The sequence below is a fragment of the Hymenobacter nivis genome, from assembly GCF_003149515.1.
GTDB classification, from domain to species: Bacteria; Bacteroidota; Bacteroidia; order Cytophagales; family Hymenobacteraceae; genus Hymenobacter; species Hymenobacter nivis.
Genome location: NZ_CP029145.1, coordinates 4,098,390 through 4,117,314, shown reverse-complemented (window position 1 = coordinate 4,117,314; position 18,925 = coordinate 4,098,390). Strand labels below are relative to the sequence as shown.

The 18,925-nt window shown below is 56.3% G+C and carries 16 protein-coding genes; 8 read left to right on the top strand and 8 right to left on the bottom strand.

Annotated features, from left to right (window positions below):
• Positions 1-2: 2 nt before the first annotated feature.
• On the bottom strand, positions 3-599 hold the full coding sequence (locus DDQ68_RS18285) for a hypothetical protein (RefSeq protein WP_162550236.1): 597 nt from the start codon (positions 597-599) through the stop codon (positions 3-5).
• Positions 600-1,344: 745 nt separating this feature from the next.
• On the opposite strand from DDQ68_RS18285, the gene DDQ68_RS18280 reads away from it, so the two are divergent.
• A complete protein-coding gene (locus tag DDQ68_RS18280; protein WP_162550235.1) occupies positions 1,345-2,547 on the top strand; it encodes a T9SS type A sorting domain-containing protein in 1,203 nt (400 codons plus the stop codon).
• A gap of 237 nt (positions 2,548-2,784) precedes the next feature.
• Here DDQ68_RS18280 and DDQ68_RS18275 read toward each other — a convergent pair whose 3' ends face one another.
• Positions 2,785-3,927: a cysteine desulfurase family protein gene (locus DDQ68_RS18275; RefSeq protein WP_109657591.1), complete on the bottom strand. Its 1,143-nt coding sequence runs from the start codon at positions 3,925-3,927 to the stop codon at positions 2,785-2,787.
• Positions 3,928-4,041: 114 nt separating this feature from the next.
• Positions 4,042-5,439 (bottom strand): phosphoglucosamine mutase, encoded by a 1,398-nt coding sequence (gene glmM, locus DDQ68_RS18270; RefSeq protein WP_109657590.1) that lies wholly within the window; start codon positions 5,437-5,439, stop codon positions 4,042-4,044.
• A 75-nt stretch (positions 5,440-5,514) separates the two neighbouring features.
• Here glmM and mazG point away from each other — a divergent pair, with 75 nt between their 5' ends.
• The 7 genes from mazG to DDQ68_RS18235 all read left to right on the top strand — a co-directional run bounded on the left by mazG (position 5,515) and on the right by DDQ68_RS18235 (position 12,876).
• Positions 5,515-6,381, top strand: coding sequence for a nucleoside triphosphate pyrophosphohydrolase (gene mazG / locus DDQ68_RS18265; protein WP_109657589.1), 867 nt, complete (start codon positions 5,515-5,517; stop codon positions 6,379-6,381).
• A 279-nt stretch (positions 6,382-6,660) separates the two neighbouring features.
• Complete coding sequence (locus DDQ68_RS18260; protein ID WP_109657588.1) at positions 6,661-7,548, top strand: MotA/TolQ/ExbB proton channel family protein; 888 nt, start codon at positions 6,661-6,663, stop codon at positions 7,546-7,548.
• A gap of 77 nt (positions 7,549-7,625) precedes the next feature.
• Positions 7,626-8,255, top strand: a complete 630-nt coding sequence (locus DDQ68_RS18255; RefSeq protein WP_109657587.1) for an ExbD/TolR family protein — start codon at positions 7,626-7,628, stop codon at positions 8,253-8,255.
• Positions 8,256-8,363: 108 nt separating this feature from the next.
• Positions 8,364-8,825: an ExbD/TolR family protein gene (locus tag DDQ68_RS18250; RefSeq protein ID WP_342767413.1), complete on the top strand. Its 462-nt coding sequence runs from the start codon at positions 8,364-8,366 to the stop codon at positions 8,823-8,825.
• Positions 8,822-9,652 (top strand): energy transducer TonB, encoded by an 831-nt coding sequence (locus DDQ68_RS18245; RefSeq protein WP_245897101.1) that lies wholly within the window; start codon positions 8,822-8,824, stop codon positions 9,650-9,652. The genes DDQ68_RS18250 and DDQ68_RS18245 overlap by 4 nt, the downstream gene beginning before the upstream one ends.
• A 528-nt stretch (positions 9,653-10,180) precedes the next feature.
• Positions 10,181-11,176: a PstS family phosphate ABC transporter substrate-binding protein gene (locus tag DDQ68_RS18240; protein ID WP_245897100.1), complete on the top strand. Its 996-nt coding sequence runs from the start codon at positions 10,181-10,183 to the stop codon at positions 11,174-11,176.
• Positions 11,177-11,229: 53 nt separating this feature from the next.
• Positions 11,230-12,876, top strand: coding sequence for a tetratricopeptide repeat protein (locus DDQ68_RS18235; RefSeq protein WP_109657584.1), 1,647 nt, complete (start codon positions 11,230-11,232; stop codon positions 12,874-12,876).
• 67 nt (positions 12,877-12,943) lie between these two features.
• Here the strand turns inward: DDQ68_RS18235 and DDQ68_RS18230 are convergent, their stop codons facing one another.
• From DDQ68_RS18230 to uppS, 5 genes are all read right to left on the bottom strand, one after another.
• On the bottom strand, positions 12,944-14,008 hold the full coding sequence (locus DDQ68_RS18230; RefSeq protein WP_109657583.1) for an RluA family pseudouridine synthase: 1,065 nt from the start codon (positions 14,006-14,008) through the stop codon (positions 12,944-12,946).
• A gap of 74 nt (positions 14,009-14,082) precedes the next feature.
• Positions 14,083-14,736, bottom strand: a complete 654-nt coding sequence (locus DDQ68_RS18225) for an OmpH/Skp family outer membrane protein (protein ID WP_109657582.1) — start codon at positions 14,734-14,736, stop codon at positions 14,083-14,085.
• A gap of 40 nt (positions 14,737-14,776) precedes the next feature.
• A complete protein-coding gene (locus DDQ68_RS18220; RefSeq protein WP_109658503.1) occupies positions 14,777-15,448 on the bottom strand; it encodes an OmpH/Skp family outer membrane protein in 672 nt (223 codons plus the stop codon).
• 41 nt (positions 15,449-15,489) lie between these two features.
• Positions 15,490-18,012: an outer membrane protein assembly factor BamA gene (bamA, locus tag DDQ68_RS18215; protein ID WP_109657581.1), complete on the bottom strand. Its 2,523-nt coding sequence runs from the start codon at positions 18,010-18,012 to the stop codon at positions 15,490-15,492.
• Positions 18,013-18,027: 15 nt separating this feature from the next.
• Positions 18,028-18,774: an undecaprenyl pyrophosphate synthase gene (uppS, locus tag DDQ68_RS18210; protein WP_109657580.1), complete on the bottom strand. Its 747-nt coding sequence runs from the start codon at positions 18,772-18,774 to the stop codon at positions 18,028-18,030.
• Between the last annotated feature and the right edge of the window lie 151 nt (positions 18,775-18,925).

The window sequence follows — 18,925 nt, the reverse complement described above, 5'->3', positions numbered from 1 at the left end:
AATCAGGAAGCGGGCGGAGTATTTTCAGCTGCTAGCAGGGCCCCGGCGGCTTGCAGAAAGGCGTGGTTCTGCCGCTGCTCGTCGGCGGTATCGTCGCGGCCGGACAGCTGCCCGGCCTGCTGCACCAAGCGCGCGGCCTCCTCGCCAAGCGCCGGATACGCGCGCTGCTGAACGGCGCGGAGCAGGTTGGCGGCCGCCACGAGGCCCGGGCGCAGGCTGGCCTGAGCGTCGCCGTTGGCCAGGCGGGCGGTGGCGCTGGTCAGGTTGTCGCGCTGCTCGCGCACCGTGGGGTCGTCGTGCAGGTCGGCACGGTCGGCCAGCGCCGAGAGCTGCGGCACCAGTAGCAGCAGGTGGCCCCGGGTGGTGCTCGAATCGGGCGCGGCGGCCAAGCCAGTGGCCGTGGTATCGGGCCCCAACGAATCGGCGGGCACGGCCGGAACTGGTGCGGCGGGGGCTTCGGTGGCCGGCGGGGTGGGCTCGTCGGCCGGCGCGGGGCGCAGGTACCAGTACGCGCCGAGCGTGAGGGCCAGGGCGGCCAAGGCCACCAGCAGCCAGGGGCTCAGCGGTTTTTTCTTGCGTTGAATAGGGATTTCGGCCACGGTAGCAGAAGGGTTGGGGGAGGATTGCGAGACCTTCAACGCAAAAAACGCAAACCAGCCGCTGGGGTTGGCTAACTACGCGCACTATTCTAAAGCTTTTGGAGCCTTACAACCTGCTTTTGCACCCGCAGTGAGCTGATAAAATATAAAAAATCAGTTAACGACCAAAAAACTATACAATTAGAAGGCTAACTCCACTTTTAAAATTTGAATTAAAAGCATTATCAAATTAATACAATTTAATTTTTCGGCCGGATTAATCCACAAAGGAATTTATAGTAAATTAGTGTCTGTAGAAGCATATTAATATTCATCGCCACTTATTAACATGAAAGCAGCTATAATAATAATCTTATTTTTAACAAGCAGCATCCGACTGCTGGCCCAACTCCCCACCAATAGCTACGCTGTTACATCTCCATGCCCAGGCAGTGCTAACAATTACTCTACGCTACAATCAATAGTAACCACTGGGGCTTTGGTTCCAGTCGGCACAGTCAACGAAGGAGGGCAAGGACTCGTAATTAATGCTTTGGGCTATGATGCTGCCAACACAACCGTGATTTACGGCCTGCAATCAAAGCCCCTGGACCCCTCCCTACTTGTTTCTGGCAATGCGGTTTCGCCCACGCTCTTCCGCATCGACGTGGCCACAGCAGCTGCTACTGGTTTGGGGCCCGTGGCAGCCCCGCTCGTGCCTACCACAGGCCAATCAGCCCCGAGGCCTACCGAAATTTACCGGGATATGTCGCTCGTGCTCGATTTTGTGGGCGATGGCGATGCAAGTTCTAACTATTACCTGGCCGGAGTAACGTGCCGGGTTTTCTACGACGGCGTGGCTCGTACGTACCGCTTGGCTGATGTGCATTTACACGTTGGCCTATTGTTGTTAGCGGGACTAGCCACGGCACCGGCTACCACCGCTGCCTTAAGCCCCAGCTGGCACCAAGTAGACCTTTCCGATGCATCCTCGGCGGCCCTAACGGCTACTTACCAGGCCAACGCAGAGCACTATCTCAACAGCATGGGCACGGCCCCCGTCCCCGACGGTGGCTTTCAGGATTGGGTGTACAACACTGACCGCGACGAGCTAGTGGCTTACATCGGCACGTCCAACCATTTCCTGACCATTGCCAACCCCGCTACCCAGCCCGTGGCCCGCACTACAGCAGTGGCCGTGCCCATCCCTGGTGCTTCGGGCGCCCCAGGCACCCAAAACATTGGCGCCCTATTTACAGATAACCGCCACAACGTGTACGCTATTTCGGCTCAGGACGGCATTATTTATCAGATTGACCACCTGACGGGCAATTATTTAGGTAAATCATACGGGGCATTTGGCTGCTCGCGCGGCGATGCCGTGAGCCTACCCGGGGCCCTGCCGATTACACTCGCCAGCTTCGAAGCCACTGCTGCCAGCAATGCCGTGCGGCTAGACTGGACGACCGCTTCTGAACTCGGCGCTGCTTCGTTTGAAGTACAGCGCAGCAGCACCCGTGCCAACTGGGCCACTATCCAAACGCAGGATGCCACCGTCCAGGCGGCGGGTGCTACCTACCGCACTACCGATGCCACACCCCTGTTGGGCTTGGCTTATTACCGCCTGGCCCTACGGTACCCCGACGGGCAATTAACTTATTCGCTGGTAAAAGCCGTTAGGTCCACGGGCACGGCGCTGGCCGTTGCGGTGGAAAAGCCTACTAGCACGGCGCTGCAAGTTTTCCCGAACCCCGCGCACGGCTCTCTGGCGTTTATCCTCCCCACGGGTGAGGTTTCTACCAGCGTTGATTTGATTAGTGCCACTGGCCAATTGGCCCGCCATTACGCGCCTTCTGCCAACGGCAGTACGCACGCACTTGATACACAAGGCCTCCCTAAGGGCTTTTATTTGTTGCGGGTACAACTACCTGGAGCCGTTCGCACAGCCCGTGTAGTGCTGGCGCCCTAAATCAGCTTCCAGGTCAGTGTACAGAGCCTGGTTACTACCGGTCGGCCGGTTTTTTCAGCCGGCCGATTGCTTATCATCAGGGAAAACAAACGGCGGCGGGTCAGCCGGTCCGTACACCAGCTTGAATACTGCTCTAATGGTAAACTAGGCCGCTTCGCTGGATAAGCCGACAAAAAACTCCCTGGAAAACATTGTTTCCCAGGGAGTTTTTTGTCGGCTAGGATCCTATAAATGAGCTTAAACGGTTACCGGCTGGTACAACTTGGCCAAGTGCGCCACGGCGTAGTCTACCTCGTCGGCGGTGTTCATTTTACTGAGAGAGAAACGCACCGTGGCCCGGTCGGGGTCGGTGCGCAGGGCCTCCAGCACGTGCGAGCCCGCCTGAGCCCCGCTGGTGCAAGCCGAGCCGCCAGAGGCCGCTATCTTACTAATGTCCAGGTTAAAGAGCAGCATCTCGCTGATGGCCGACGGTGGCATGCTCACGCTGAGCACCGTGTAGAGGCTACAGTTGGCGTCGGCCGAGCAGCCGTTGAACTGCACGTCGGCCACCTGGGCCCGCAATTGCTCGATGAAACGATCTTTCAACCCTTGCACGTAGGTGCGGTGGGCCCCCATGTCGCGGTAAGCAATTTCCAGGGCCTTGGCCAAACCCACGATACCGTACACGTTTTCGGTGCCCGCCCGCACGTTGCGCTCCTGCGAGCCGCCGTGGATGAACGGCACCGACTGCGTGCCCGGCCGGGTGTACAGAAACCCTACCCCTTTGGGGCCGTGGAACTTATGCGCTGCGCCCACCAGGAAATGGTTTTGCAACGCCTGCACGTTGTGCCGGTAGTGGCCCATCGTCTGCACCGTATCGGTGTGGAAAATGGCGTCGTGCCCAGCGCACAGGGCCCCCAGGGCTTCGATGTCGTTCAGGTTACCGATTTCGTTGTTGCCGTGCATCAGGCTCACCAGGCTGCGCGGGTGCGTGGCTATTAGCTCATCAAGGTGAGCCAGGTCGAAGCGGCCCTGGGCGTCGTGGCGCACGTAGCTCAGCTCGATATCGCCGGCTTTGGCCAGGGCTTGCAGCGGGTGCAGCACCGCATGGTGCTCCAGGGGCGAGGTGACGGCGTGGCGCAAACCCAGGGCCCGCACGCTGCCGAAAATGGCCGCGTTGTTGGCCTCAGTGCCGCCGCTGGTGAAGGAAATCTCAGCCGGCGCCGCACCCAGCAGGTGGGCCACCGTTTTGCGCGCGTTTTCGATGGCGGCGCGCACCTGGCGCCCCGGCCCGTGCAAGCTGCTGGGGTTGCCGTAGTGTTGGCTCAGGAAGGGCAGCATGGCCTCCAGCACTTCGGGGTCGAGGGGCGTGGTGGCGGCGTTGTCGAAGTAGGCGTGCATCTATTTTTCAATGAACAGTTAGCAGTGAACAGTTGGCAATTGTTGCGGGATGGCACAGCTGCCGGAATTCTCACCGATAGCTGTTAACTACTCGCTACTAACTGTTCACTGGTTTTAAGCTTTTACGGCAATAATTTCCTTAATGTCAGCAATAATTTTTTGCGCCAGGTGGTCGGCCGTACTATTCGAATCCGACTCGGCATAAATGCGAATAATGGGCTCGGTGTTGGATTTGCGCAGGTGCACCCATTCCTTGTCAAACTCAATTTTCACGCCGTCAATGGTGTTCACCGGCTGTTTGGCGTAGCGCTTTTCCATTTGCACCAGCACCTCATCGGTGTCGATTTCCGGGGTTAATTCAATCTTATTCTTGGAGATAAAATAACTCGGGTAGGAGGCCCGCAACCGAGAAGCGGTGAGACCAGATTTTGCCAAGTGCGTCAGGAACAGCGCAATGCCCACCAGCGCATCGCGCCCGTAGTGCAGCTCGGGATAAATAATGCCCCCGTTGCCCTCACCCCCAATTACGGCCCCGGTTTCCTTCATCTTGGTCACCACGTTCACTTCGCCCACGGCAGCGGCGGCATACTGCCCCCTGTGCCGCTCGGTCACGTCGCGCAGGGCCCGGGTGCTGCTTAGGTTGCTCACGGTGTTGCCGCCGCCTAGGGCCCCCAGCACGTAGTCGGCCACGGCCACCAGCGTGTATTCTTCGCCAAACATCTCGCCGTTTTCGCTTACCAGAGCCAGGCGGTCCACATCGGGATCCACCACAATACCCAGGTCAAACGAGCCTTTTTCCAGCACCTTAGCAATGTCGCGCAAGTGCTCGGGCAGCGGCTCGGGGTTGTGGGCAAAGTCGCCCGTGGGCTCACAGTGCAGCTTCTCTACCGTCGTCACGCCCAAGGCCGCCAGCAGCTGCGGCACCGCAAATCCGCCCGATGAGTTCACGGCGTCCACCACCACCCGGAAGTTGCGGGCCCGCACGGCGTCCACGTCCACCAGCGGCAGCGCCACCACCGCCGCAATGTGCTGGGCTAGGAACTCATCATCGGTGGTGTACTGCCCCAGCTTGCCAACGGGCGCAAAGTCAAAAGCTTCGCTTTCGGCCAAGGCCAGCACCTGCTGCCCCGCGGCGTCGGACAAAAACTCGCCGTCGGCATTGAGTAGCTTCAGCGCGTTCCACTGCTTGGGGTTGTGCGAGGCGGTGAGGATGATGCCACCGGCCGCCTGCTTGGCAGTCACCGCCATTTCCACGGTGGGCGTGGTGCTCAGGCCCAAATCCACTACGTCGAGGCCAAGGCCTTGCAGGGTGGCGGCCACGAGCTGGCTCACCATGGGGCCCGAAATACGGGCGTCGCGACCGATAACAACTATGCGCGCCGCCGTGGGCTGCGTCATGACCCAGGTGCCGTAGGCAGCGGCATACTTCACGACGTCGAGGGGAGTGAGGCCTTGGCCAACCGGCCCACCGATGGTGCCGCGAATGCCGGAGATAGATTTAATGAGAGTCACGGAACAGGAATGTAAAGGGAGCCAAAAATACGCAACTGCGCCGGGTTGGGTCCGGTTCGGTCTATCTTTGAAACGATGGAAAACCACCCGCCTGCCCCTGGGGCCCCGCTGGGCCCCACCCGCCGCCCGGCCCAATTGGCAGCTTTCGGCCGCTTGCTCGACGTGCTCGACCGCCTGCGCACCGAATGCCCTTGGGACAAAAAACAGACATTGCAGAGCCTGCGCCACCTCACCATCGAGGAAACGTACGAAATCAGCGACGCCATTTTGCGCGACGACCTGCCCGACTTGAAGAAAGAACTGGGCGATGTGATGCTGCACCTGCTCTTCTACGCCCGCATTGCCGCCGAGCAGGAAGCGTTCGATATCGCCGACGTTCTCAATGCCCAATGCGAAAAGCTCATCTTTCGCCACCCGCACGTTTACGGCGACGCCCAAGCCACCGATGAGTCCGCCGTGAAGCGCAATTGGGAGCAGCTCAAGCTGCAAGAAAAAGGCAATGCCGGCGTACTGAGCGGCGTGCCCGTCTCGTTGCCCGCCCTCGTCAAAGCCATGCGCATTCAGGAAAAAGCGCGCGGCGCCGGATTCGATTGGGACGATCCGGCCCAGGTATGGGCCAAGGTGCAAGAAGAGTTGGGCGAGTTTGGCGACGAGTACAGCCACGGGCAGCCCGAAAAAATGCAGGCCGAGCGCGCCGCCGATGAATTTGGTGACCTTTTATTTTCACTTGTCAACTTTGCCCGCTTCGCCGGCATCAATCCCGAAGAGGCCTTAGAGCGCACCAACCGCAAGTTTATCAGTCGCTTTCAGCACCTTGAAGGGGCTACGGCAGCCGATGGCCACCGGTTGGCAGATTTGTCTTTAACCCAGATGAACGAGTATTGGGAAGCAGCAAAACGCCAGCTGGCGGCCCCAGCTATTGCTTCTTCCGCAAAAAAATAGCTTTCTTGCACACCTCAATCGATTGCTGTAAGGCTGCTCAAACGGTTTTTTCTTTGGCTGCGCCAAAGATTTTGGTTAGGTTTGTCCAACTGAATTATCGTTTGACTTACTTCTAGCGTCAGTTCTTTCTCTTCTGGCCTCCGTTCCGGGGCATCCAATCCCTAGGCTGGCTCAGGCAGGGCCGCTCTTCTTTTTTTGTTTAGCCTGTCTTAGCTTTTTTCTTTTTTTTCCTTTAATTTTTATTTCTTCCCAACCCCCCAACCCAAACCTTTCGGAATAATGGAACAGAAAAATGCCCTGAACACAAGCCCCCGGCCCACCACCCCGGCCGCTCCTAAGGCCGAGGCCGCCGAGAAAAGCAGCGGGGGTGCCTCGCTGTTCTCCGTAATCGTCATTATCCTGGCCTTCGTCGTCGCCTACGTCATCTTCAAATTTGTCCTCGGCAACGGTAGTAACTTCCAAGGCGGTGTCAACACCAACGCGCCCCTTCCGGGCAACATGCTGGGCACAGTGTACAGCGGCGGTAACATCGTACCAATCCTGATTACGATGTTCTTATGCGTTATCACTTTCTCGATTGAGCGCCTATTGACCATCTCGAGAGCTAAAGGCACGAAGAGCATCGAAGGTTTTGTGCGCACCGTACGCCAGAAGCTGAACAGCAACGACATCAACGGTGCAATTGTCGCCTGCGATCAGCAGAAAGGTTCGGTAGCCAACGTAGTAAAAGCCGGCTTGTTGAAGTACAAGGAAATGGTGACCGAGCGTGGCATGAACAACGACCAGAAGGTATTGGCCATCCAGAAAGAAATTGAGGAAACCACTGCCCTCGAATTGCCAATGCTGGAAAAGAACCTGGTGATTATCTCCACCATTGCTTCGGTAGCCACGCTGACGGGTCTGCTCGGCACGGTGTTCGGTATGATCAGCGCCTTCTCGGCCCTGGCCCAAGCCGGTTCGCCTGACGCTGTGAAACTGGCCAACGGTATCTCGGAAGCGCTGATCAACACGGCTTTCGGCATCGGCACTTCGGCTTTGGCCATCATTGCCTACAACTACTTCACCAGCAAGATTGACGAGTTGACCTACAGCATTGACGAAGCCGGCTTCAGCATTGTGCAGACCTTCGGCCAGCACACCTCGACGCAGCAGCCTGCCAACGTCTAAGCTGTCGTCTTTACTGACGCACTAAAACATAGGGAATGCCGTTTACTACGGCATTCCTTTTTTAACCCCACCGCACAATGCCTAAAGTAAAACCGCACCGCACCTCGCCGTCGCTGGACATGACGCCGATGGTGGACCTGGCTTTTCTGTTGGTGACGTTCTTCATGCTGACTACCAAGTTTGCCCCTGAAGAAACCGTCGTGGTAGATACTCCTTCGTCGACGTCGGAAATTAAACTGCCGGAAAGCAACGTTATTACACTGACGATAGACAAGAACAAGCGCGTATTCTTCGGCCTAGACGACGATAAAGCCAAGGTAGCAACGCTGCAAAAAGTGGGGGCCAAATATGGTGTCACCTTTAATGCATCGCAAGCCAAGGCTTTCGGGAACCTGACCAACTTTGGCGTGCCCATCGGCCAGCTCGGTTCGTTGCTAAGCATGGACGCTGACCAGCGCAAGGCCGTTGCTAAAACCGAGGCCGGTATTCCCATGGATTCCCTCAACAACCAGCTCATCGACTGGGTGATGGAGGCCCGCAAAGCCAACTTAGCGCTGTACAAGAAGCAGACGTTTATTGCCATAAAGGGCGATGGCGATGCCGATGTACAGACAGTGCAGCAAGTAATCAAAGTGCTGCAGGAGAAGGACATTAACCGCTTCAATCTCATTACTGACTTGGAGAACAAGCCAGTGGTGACCAAATAAAGTGGTTTACCCAGCAATCCACCCACTAGTATCTAACTAGAAATCATGGCAGAAATACAAGGAAAAGCCGATTCCGGTGGCAAAGGCGGGAAAAAGCGGGCCAAAAAAATGTCGACCAAAATCGATATGACACCGATGGTGGATTTGGCCTTTTTGCTTCTCACCTTCTTCATGCTCACTACCACGTTTGCTAAACCCAACGTGATGCAGTTGACCATGCCGGTAAAGGAGAAAAACGAGGACGAGCAAACTAAGCTTAAGGAATCGGAGGCCTTCACCATTATTATGGGCGAAAATAATAAGGTGTATTATTACGCTGGAATGAATACTGCCGAGGCCCCGGCTGATCTAAAAGTAACCAATTACGGTCCCAATGGCATCCGCCAGGTTATTCTGGACCGCCAGCGGGTACAGCCCAAGACGGTAATTCTCATCAAGCCCGATGATAAAGCCGTATATAAGAACATGGTGGATATCCTCGACGAGATGAACATCACCAACCAGCGGAAATACGCTTTGGTGAAAGTCGCCAAGTCCGATCAAGACCTTATTAAGAAATCCGGGCTATGATGAACTCTGCACAAATTGCCCAGGCCAGCTTGGACGACATCGTATTTGAGGGCCGCAACAAAAGCTACGGCGCTTACGTGCTGCGCCAACTCTATCAGCGCAACGTTACCCGGTCGTTGATTATTGCGACGGCGCTGTTGGTGCTGCTGGTATCCTTCCCGCTCATCGCGCAGTACATTAAAGACCGTCAGCCGAAAGAGGAGGTGAAAAAAAACCTCACGGAAAACGTGTTGATGGACGCTCCGCCGCTGGACGATACCAAGCCCCCACCCCCGCCGCCGCCGCCTGAGGCCCCCCCACCCCCTCCTCCCAAGCTCACAACCATCAAGTTCACCCCCCCCGTGATCAAGAAGGATAACGAAGTGAAACAGGAGGATGTGCCGGACCAAGAGGATTTGAAAGATAAGACTGTAGCTACGGTGACTGTAAAAGGCAACACCGATACCCAGGATTTGTCTGAACTTTCGGGGGATGGTGACAAAGTGGTAGCAGAAGTAGTGGACACCAAGGTGTACCAGTACGTGGAGCAGATGCCCCAACTTCCCGGCGGTGGTGGTAACGCCGCTATCGTGGTAGCCATCCAGAAGTCTGTCAAATATCCCCGCATGGCCCAGAACAATGGGGTTGAAGGCCGGATTTTCGTAAGCTTTACGGTGAATGCCGAGGGTAACGTTTCCGACGTGAAAGTGGTAAAAGGGCTAGGCTCTGGCTTGGACGAGGAAACGATTCGAGCAGTGAAGACCTTGCCTAAATTTATTCCAGGCAAGCAGAACGGCCGGGCCGTGAGCGTATCCTTTACGGTGCCGATTACTTTCAAAATTCAGTAATTTTCGTTGCGGTTTGTACTCGCAACATCTTGTAAAACCCCGGACGGAGCCATGGCCCGGCCGGGGTTTTTGCATATCATGGCCGATACTGAATGACTTTGGAGTTCCGGCAATAATTTATAATAGCAGTTTTTAGTTTTTTGCACATTAGTTGCCCAGCGCATGGGGCCCCGGCCGAACCATTTGGCAAGACAGAACGGTTTTAACTGATCCTTAACTGGCTTTTGGGGCCGTTTCCAATTTGCTTGATGCTTAACATACTCACCACTGAAGAGCGCCTGGGCCGGTCGCCGCGGCATATAGCGCGCTACTTCACGCTTTTTATGTCGCTAGTATACGCGGGCATGGGGGCTTGGCTGGCTTGGACGGTTAGCCAGCCCGCCAGCCCGGTTACCATGCACTTTGCTCAAATTGGCCTCACTGGCAACCGTTTACGGCTGCTGGGGCTGGTTTTTATCATCTATGGTTTGGTACGTTTTATGCGAAGCTATCGAGCTACCCTCCGCCCTTCTCCACCCCCCGACACCGATGAACATTCCAATGGTTAAGCCCGCTCACTTCCTTACCGTACTGGCCGGCGGCTGGTTATTGTTAGCTGGCTGCCAGTCGAACAACGGAGCCGGTGGCACTGATACCGCCACCAGTGGCAACGTGGCGGTAGCAGTTGACGAAACGTTTGCGCCCATTCTGCAAGCACAGGTTGATACGTTTAGCAAGCTGTACCCCGAGGCGCACGTCAAGTTGCGGTTTGAGCCGGAAGAAAACGTGATGGTGGACCTCCTGAACGACAAGGTGAAGGTGGCCGTGGTTGCCCGCGAACTAAACGCGGAAGAGATTGCCTCCTTTGTCAAGCAAACCATCGTGCCCCGCACTACGCGCATTGGCATCGATGGTTTGGCCATCGTTTTGCATCCATCTAACCCGGACTCGTTGTTGACGATTAATCAATTGCGCGACATCTTTACCGGCAAGAACAAGACCTGGAGCCAAGTCAGCAACCAAAAAAAGCTGGGTGATATTAACGTTGTTTTTGATGCCAACCGCAGCAGTACTGCCCGCTTTGTGCGCGACTCGTTGACAAAGGGGGCCCCGCTGACGACGCGGGTATTCGCTGCTTCGTCAAATCCGGCCTTGCTGGACTACGTGGCGAATCATCCTAACGCAATTGGCGTAATAGGGGTGAATTGGATTTCTGACCACGATGACCCGGCGGCCATGAAATTTCTTCAGAAGGTGCGCGTGGCCAGCATCACGGCCCGGCCCAACCCACAGCCCGATGATTACATCCAACCCTACCAAGTTAACCTGGCCCAGAAGACGCCGGAGCAACTAGCCAAGTACCCTGAGCTCCAAAATTATCCTTTGCGCCGCAACCTGTACATCATCAGCCGGGAGGCCCGCACCGGATTGGGTAGTGGGTTTGCTTCGTTTGTGGCAGGCAAAAACGGCCAGTTGATTTTTCAAAAATCCGGGCTGTTGCCCGCCCAGATGCAGGCGCGGGTCGTGACCACTCCCAAACGGTAGTTACCATTCTGCGTAAATTTATTAATTCTTCTTTTTTCACTATTCCCCCTCCAATGAGTTTCAAGCCCTGGAAACAGCCCCTGCTCGCTGCCGCCGCCTTGGTAGCCGGTACTACGGCGGCCACCGCCCAAACCAACAATGTGCAAACCTTAATTCAGCACGAACGCTACAACGAGGCCAAGGCCGCGTTGGGCCAAGGCAGCACGCCGGAGAATGCTTTTGAACTAGGCCGTATTTACCAGTTCCGGGATATGCCCGATTCGGCAGCTTTCTACTTTAATAAAGCGAGCGGCTCTTCGCCTTTTGGCCAGGTTGCTGCCGGCCGTGCTTTGCTGGCCAAAGGCCAAATAGCCCCGGCCGGTGCGCAGTTTGACGCAGCAGCGAAAGCTACTAAGAACAAAGACGCCAAGGTATTGACCATGATTGCCCAAGCCTACGCGGAGGCAGACGATGTAAAAAGCGTCGATAAAGCCGTGACATTTGTCAACAGTGCCCAGGTTGCGAACAAAGGCAAGGTAGATCCGGTACTGATGCTGGCCCGGGGCGAAATGTACATGAACACCGAGCAAGGCGGTGGCGAAGCCATGAACAGCTTTGACCAGGCCATTGCGGCCAATCCCAGCTACGCGCCGGCTTATTACGAGAAAGGTGTGCTGAACGTGCGTGCCCGCAACTACAACGAGGCGCGTACCAACCTCAACAAAGCCGTTGAGCTAGATCCGAGCTACGCCCCTGCTTACCGCGAGCTGGCCGATATGTACTACTACGCAGGCCAGTACGACCAAGCGCTGAGCACGTTTCAGAAGTACGTGGAGCTGTCGGAAAAGTCGCCACGCACCGATGCGCAGTATGCTTCTTTCTTGTACTTGACGAAAAAGTACCCGGAGGCCCTGACAGCAGTAAACACCGCGCTGCAAAGCGACCCGAATAACGTTACCATGAATCGTTTGAAAGCGTATTTGCTGTACGAAACCAACGATTACGCTGGAGCCGCTACGGCCATGGATTCGTATATGAAAATAGCACCGGCCAGCAAGATTATCCCCGAGGATTATTCTTACCAGGGCCGTATTTTAGCGCGGGCTGGCCGGGCCGATGAAGGCATTGCGGTGCTACAAAAAGCTATTACCGCCACGACTGACCCTGCCAAGAAAGCAGATCTGCAAGACGCCTTGGCCACGGCTTATACCACCAAAAAGGACTACTCCTCGGCTATTGGCATCTACAAGTCGAAAATTGCCGCCAGCACGGATAAGAGTGATTTGACGGACGTATTCCGCTTGGCCTCGGCATATGATAATGCTAAAAAATACACCCAGGCTGACAGCGTGTACAACGTTATTCTGACGGCTAAGCCAACTTATGGCCCTGGCGTACTAGCCCGGGCCCGTACGAATAACAACCTGGATCCAGATTCGAAGAAAGGCTTGGCCAAGCCGTACTACGAGCATTACGTTGAGCTTTCAAAGGCGGAAGGTGCCGACCCTGCTAAATTCCGTAACGGCTTGATTGAATCAAACTACTACCTTGGGGTGTACGAATTGCAGGTAAAAAACAATAAAGCCGGTGCCAGCACTTATTTCCAGCAAGTGCTGGTAGTCGACCCGGCTAACAAAGAGGCTAAGAACGCGTTGGACATCATCAATACCAAGCCCCGTACTACGACTACTAAGAAAACTACTACCGTTAGAAAAAAGTAGATTTTTCGGTTAGTTACAAGCAAAAGGGGCCCCGTCGCAATATTGCGACGGGGCCCCTTTTGCTTACTTAATAAGCGTTTGGCTGCTGCTGCGCGGCGTATGCCTCCCACTTGGCTAGCGCAGCGGCAAAATCAGCGGGCAGCTCCGCTTCAAACAAGAGTTCTTGCCCTGTAGCAGGCTGCACAAAGCCCAGCGATTGGGCGTGCAAGGCCTGCCGCGGAAGCAACTGAAAGGTATTTTCAACAAAGGCACGGTAGCTAGCCGTATTGGGCCCCGTCCGAATGCGGTTTCCCCCGTAGGTAGCATCGTTAAACAGCGGGTGGCCCAGATACTGCATGTGGGCCCTTATCTGATGGGTGCGGCCGGTTTCGAGCACGCAGCTAATGAGCGTTACGGGCCCGTAGCTGCGCAGCACTTCGTAGTGCGTGACGGCCGCTTTTCCCTGCTCGCCGCCCGGGTACACGGCTTGCACTTTGCGGTCACGCACGCTCCGCCCAATGTGGCCCCGAACGGCGCCCTTGGCCTCCTTGGGTGTGCCCCACACCAAGGCCAAGTAACGCCGCCGAATGGTATGGTGGAAGAATTGCAACGAGAGATGCGTCATGGCAAATTCCGTCTTGCCAATCACCAGCAGCCCCGACGTGTCTTTATCGATGCGGTGCACCAGGCCCGGGCGAACTTCGCCGTTGCGGCCCGTGGGCAGATTGGCCAAGTGATGGGCCAGGCCATTAACGAGCGTGCCCTCCCAATGCCCAAAGGCAGGGTGCACTACTATCCCCGCCGGCTTATTGACGATGAGCAAGTCGTCATCCTCGTAGGGAATGTCCAGGTCCATGGGCTCGGGCAGTACCTTGCCTGTGCGCGGCGGCTCGGGCAGCGTCACCGTGATGGTGTCTAAGGGCTTGATGCGGTAGTTGGGCTTCACTACCCGGCCGTTCACCTGCACGGCTTCGGCCCGGATGGCCTCCTGCACTTTGTTGCGCGAGGTATTACCCAGCCGGTGCAGCAGAAACTTATCGATGCGCAACAACTCCTGGCCACGGTCCACCACAATGCGGTGATGCTCGTATAATTCGTCGCCACCTTCAGAATCGTCGGCGTCAATTTCGGGGCCCTGTTCGGCTTCGCTCATAGCAGCAGAAAAATATTTCAACAAAAAGGCCAGGACTTGCGCCCTGGCCTTTCGCATTTGCAAGCACAAGTTGCTTACTTCTTGCTTTTGGTTTTGGTCTTGTTCACGCCGGGGGTAGGAGCTGCGGGAGCGGCTGGCATGGCGCCAGCGCCCGTAGTCGGGCCCGCTTTCAGCGGGGCCGGGGCGGTGGGCGTAATACCCATTTTCTTCAGTACAATTTCCGAAATATCCCCTTCTTTGGGGCCGTGCAACAGCGTCGGGGTGTCACCGTCCGAATTCAGCACGTAGGTGTAGCCGTTTTCGGTGGCCACTTCGTCAATTGTCTTTTGCAGCTTGTCGAGGGCCGGGCGCAGCAAGCTTTGCTGCTTCTGTTGCAACGACTGCTCGGCGCTGCGCTGGAACTCCTGGATGGACTGCTGCAAGCCGGTCAGCTCCTTCTCTTTGTCGGCCTTCACCACGTCGGTCATTGTGTTGGCGCTCTTCTGGTAAGCGTCCAGCTTGCCCTGGTACTCGGTGTACTTGCTCTTCATCTGGGCCGCCAACTGTTCGTTGTAGGTCTTCAGGCTCGATTCAATTTGCTTGCTCTCGGGCATCTGGCTCAGCACATACTGCACGCTGGTGTAGCCAATTTTGAGCGGGGCCTGGGCTTGCGCAGAGTTAGCGGCCAGGGTGCCAGCGGTCAGCAGAGCGGCGGCCAACGTCAAGCGGAGGGTTTTCACGGGATTCATCAAGGGAAAATTTTCGGAGAAAGTGTAGATACAAAGGTAGTTATTTTGGGCTCTTCCCCGCCGCGCGGCCCGGCTTGGCCTTGGCGGGTACGTCGGGAGTACCCGAATCCGATTCGAAAGCCGGGTCGGTAGCCGCCGTTTTGGGCGGCGCTACCGTCTTCACAGGGCCCTTGGTGCCGGGCTGGTTGCGGTCTTCGGCGGCCAAGCCCAATTCCTCCAGCACAAATTCGGTGTAGTCGTAGGTCGGGTTGGTGTAGAGCAAGGTCAAGTCACCGGCTTTGTCGATGATCATGGCCAATTGTTTTTTCTTAGCCACTTTTTCGCACGCCTCGAACACCTTGTCCTGCACCGGCTTATTCAGTTCCTGGCGCTTTTTAAACAGTTGGCCTTCATAGCCAAACTGCTTGTTCTGGTAGGCCTTCACCTCCTGATCCTTTAGCTGAATTTCGTCCTGCCGCTTTTTTTTCATCTGCTCAGTCAGCACCACTTCTTCGTCGTGGTAGGTACGCTTTAGGCGTTCCAAGTCCTTTTTCTGCGCTTCAATTTCTTTCTGCCACGTCGTCGACAAGGCATTCAGCTCTTGTTGCGCCTTGGCAAAATCGGGCATTTTGGCCATGATGAACTCCGAGTCGACCCACCCGAACTTTTGGGCCCGGGCCCCAGGGCCCACCAGTAGTAGCCCCGCCAACACGCCCCAAAAACCTATTTTCATGCGCATCGAACAAAGGAAGCGGCCGCTAAGTGCCCGCCAAATTAGCGGATCTGCTGGCCGATGATGAAGTGGAAGTGGTTAAAGTCTTGCTTAGTATTTACACCCGGCAGTGGTACCACTGTATCAAAGCCGTGGCCGAAGTCAAACCCTAGCAAACCGAATGCCGACATGAAAATGCGGGCCCCCACGCCCACTGAGCGGTACAACTTATAAGGGTTGTAATTATTGTAGGAATCGAATGCGTTGCCAGCTTCGGCAAATCCGAGCACGTACACCGTTGCCGCAGGGTTCAGGCTAACGGGGTAGCGCATCTCCAACACGTACTTGTTGTAGATGATACCCCCATTCTGCTGCGATTGCGCCGTTGGGATGGCATAGGTCGCGTTGGGGTCGTCGTAGCCACGCAAGCCAATGTAGTCGGTGCCCACAATGAAGTTGCCGCCGCCGTTGTAGCCCAGGCCAGCGCCGCCCATTTTGAAGCGTTCAAACGGACCAATGTCGCGCGTACCGTATGAACCCAGGAAACCAAAGTGGGCCCGGGTGTTCAGCACCAGCTTGCCTACAATAGGAGTAAACCAGGAGGCATCAAACATCCACTTGTGGAACTCCAACCACTGGTTGGCGTCGGGGTGGGCCCCCGGGAAGATGGAGTACGGCGGTGTCAGGCTTAGGCTCAGGCTCAACGACGAGCCCCGGCGCGTAAAGGTCGGGTTGTCGATGCTGTTGCGCGAGAGCGTCGTGTTAAGGGTAATGTTGTTAAACGTGCCGGTGGCCGCGCCCGAGGTCAGCAGCGAATAGTTCTGCGTTTGGTAGTGACTGTACGAGAGCGAGTTACTCAGCGTAAAATAGTCATCCGGCACTCGCAGCTGGCGGCCCAGGCCCACCGTGGCACTGTTTACCTTGATGAAACTGCCCGTATTGGCATCAAATGTCCTGCCGAGGCGGCTAATGCTGCGGTTCAAGCTGAACGACAGCGAGTTTGGCCGGCGGCCACCCAGCCACGGCTCCGTGAAGGAGAGCGAGTAAGCCTGGTACTGGAAGCCGTTGGCTTGCACGTTCAGGGCCAGGCGCTGGCCATCGCCGGCGGGCACCGGCGTCCAGTTACGCAGCGTACCGGCTTTGCGCAGCGAGAAGTTATTAAACACCAAGCCCACCGTGCCGATAAAGCCAGCGTAGCCGCCCCAGCCGCCCGAGAGCGTCACCTGGTCCGAAGGCTTTTCCACCACCGTGTAGTTGATGTCCACCGTGCCATCGGCTTGGTTTGGGATGGGGTTAATGCCTACTTTTTCGGGGTCGAAGTAGCCCAACGTGGCAAGTTCGCGGTTGGAACGAATAAGTAGCTCGCGGTTAAACTTGTCACCGGGCAGCGTCCGGATGGCGCGACGCACCACGTGGTCGCTGGTTTTGGTATTTCCTGATATGTTAATTTCCTTGACGTGGGCCTGCACCCCTTCCGTCAGGCGCATCTCAATGTCAATCGAATCGCCTTCCACCTTTTTCTCTACCGGCTCAATCTGAAAGAACAGGTAGCCATCGTTCATATAAAGCGACGTAACGTCTTGGCCTGTTGGGTTGTAGTTCAGGCGCTTATCCAGCGTTTCCTTGCTGTACGGACTGCCCGACCTGATGCCCAGCACCCCCGACAGCGTTTTGTCGTCGTAGAGATAGTTACCGTTCCAGGTGATGTGGCGGAAATAGTACTTGGGACCCTCGTCCACTTTAATGGTCAAGGCCAAGCCCTTGGCATCGCGCACCAGGGTATCGCTCACAACGGTTGCGTCGCGGTAACCCTCGGCGTTATAAAATTCGATTAGTTTCTTCTTGTCCTCCTCGTATTCCGTCCGTTGGAACTTGCCCGAAGTCAGGAATTTGTACGGTTTACGCTCCTTGGTCTTTTTCAGCTTGCCTTTCAGTTTGTAGTCCGAAAAGGCTTTGTTGCCTTCAAACGTAATGTCGTGGATGCGGACCTTATTGCCTTTATCCACGTTGATGCGCAAGGCCACGCTGTTGGACAGCGAAGAGTCCGGCACTTGCAGGATATTAACTTTAGTATCCAAGTACCCCTTGTTAACGTAAAACTTACGCACTTGCGCGCGGGTATTGTTCAGAAGCGCATCGGTCACCACCTTACCCCGAATCAGGGTAATCTTTTTGGTGAGTTCTTCCGTTTTGCCTTTGCTCAGGCCATCGAATGTGAATTTCGACAGGCGGGGCCGCTCTTTCAGGGTAAAATCCAGGAAAATCTTGTCGCCTTCGGTCCGGGCAATGCTTACGTTCACGTCACCCAAAATACCTTGGGCCCAGAGCTTGCGGATAGCTTTACCAATTTCCTCGCCCGGAATGGTTATGTTATCACCTATCCGCAGCCCCGACAGGCCAACGAGGGTGTTGGGGTCGAGGTAGCGGGTGCCGCTCACGGTGATGCCGCCCAGCACGTATTTTTTGGGTTCGTCGGCGCCCCCCGCCGGGCGCACGCCCGGGCTCTGGGCCTGGGCCACGCCCAAGCTCCCCATCACCAACCACCCCAGTAGCAGAAACCAAGAAAAATTACGCACTGAAATCATGAATTGAATAAAACACTAGGAAACAGTGATTTGCTCACTGGTTTTGCCAAAACGACGTTCACGCCGCTGGTATGCCCGGATGGCATCTTGCAAATGCTCGCGCCGGAAATCGGGCCACAGCAAATCGGTAATGTAAAGCTCTGTGTAAGCCAACTGCCACAGCATGAAGTTACTAATGCGCTGCTCGCCGCTGGTTCGGATAAGTAATTCTGGGTCGGGAATGCCTGCAGTGGCGAGGTAGCCCGCGATGCTGGCTTCGCTTACATCGGCGGGCTGCACCCGGCCGGCGGCTACATCAACCGCCAGGCGGCGGGCCGCCTGGGCCAGGTCCCAGCGGCCGCTGTAACTCAGGGCCAGTACCAGGGTCATGCGGGTGCCGGCCTTAGTCAACTCCTGGGCTTCGGCCAACTCGCGCTGGCAACCTGCCGGCAGGCTAGCCGTGTCGCCAATGGATTGCAAGCGGATACTATTCTTAAGCAAAATCGGCGTTTCCTGGCGGATGGTGTGTACTAGTAATTGCATCAGGGCCATCACCTCCAGCGCCGGGCGGTTCCAGTTTTCAGTAGAGAAGGCGTACAGCGTTAGGTACTTAACTCCAAGCTGCGCAGCTTCTTCCACAGTTTCGCGAACAGCCTTAATGGCGCTCTGGTGCCCGAACACCCGAAGGCCGCCCCGTTGCTTGGCCCAGCGGCCGTTTCCGTCCATGATGACAGCTACGTGCGCGGGAATATTAAGAGAGTCGATTTCGGCCTGGCCGGTCATCGTTGCGGTTTTGATATAAGAGGCCGCAAGTTACGAAGACGGTTGCATCTGCCAGCACCAGGGGGCCAGGCGGGGCCCCAACGTCCTTGCTCCTACACAAGAAAAGCCCGCCACTGTACCACTATTAAGTGCAGGGCGGGCTCTTTAAACG

What these genes read in the sequence shown, in the direction of transcription:
- DDQ68_RS18280 (WP_162550235.1), top strand. Translation starts at nt 1,345, where the DNA reads ATGTCGCTCGTGCTCGATTTTGTGGGCGATGGCGATGCAAGTTCTAAC.
- DDQ68_RS18275 (WP_109657591.1), bottom strand. Translation starts at nt 3,927, where the DNA reads ATGCACGCCTACTTCGACAACGCCGCCACCACGCCCCTCGACCCCGAA.
- mazG (WP_109657589.1), top strand. Translation starts at nt 5,515, where the DNA reads ATGGAAAACCACCCGCCTGCCCCTGGGGCCCCGCTGGGCCCCACCCGC.
- DDQ68_RS18260 (WP_109657588.1), top strand. Translation starts at nt 6,661, where the DNA reads ATGGAACAGAAAAATGCCCTGAACACAAGCCCCCGGCCCACCACCCCG.
- DDQ68_RS18255 (WP_109657587.1), top strand. Translation starts at nt 7,626, where the DNA reads ATGCCTAAAGTAAAACCGCACCGCACCTCGCCGTCGCTGGACATGACG.
- DDQ68_RS18250 (WP_342767413.1), top strand. Translation starts at nt 8,364, where the DNA reads ATGTCGACCAAAATCGATATGACACCGATGGTGGATTTGGCCTTTTTG.
- DDQ68_RS18245 (WP_245897101.1), top strand. Translation starts at nt 8,822, where the DNA reads ATGATGAACTCTGCACAAATTGCCCAGGCCAGCTTGGACGACATCGTA.
- DDQ68_RS18240 (WP_245897100.1), top strand. Translation starts at nt 10,181, where the DNA reads ATGAACATTCCAATGGTTAAGCCCGCTCACTTCCTTACCGTACTGGCC.
- DDQ68_RS18235 (WP_109657584.1), top strand. Translation starts at nt 11,230, where the DNA reads ATGAGTTTCAAGCCCTGGAAACAGCCCCTGCTCGCTGCCGCCGCCTTG.
- DDQ68_RS18230 (WP_109657583.1), bottom strand. Translation starts at nt 14,008, where the DNA reads ATGAGCGAAGCCGAACAGGGCCCCGAAATTGACGCCGACGATTCTGAA.
- DDQ68_RS18225 (WP_109657582.1), bottom strand. Translation starts at nt 14,736, where the DNA reads ATGAATCCCGTGAAAACCCTCCGCTTGACGTTGGCCGCCGCTCTGCTG.
- DDQ68_RS18220 (WP_109658503.1), bottom strand. Translation starts at nt 15,448, where the DNA reads ATGAAAATAGGTTTTTGGGGCGTGTTGGCGGGGCTACTACTGGTGGGC.
- bamA (WP_109657581.1), bottom strand. Translation starts at nt 18,012, where the DNA reads ATGATTTCAGTGCGTAATTTTTCTTGGTTTCTGCTACTGGGGTGGTTG.
- uppS (WP_109657580.1), bottom strand. Translation starts at nt 18,774, where the DNA reads ATGACCGGCCAGGCCGAAATCGACTCTCTTAATATTCCCGCGCACGTA.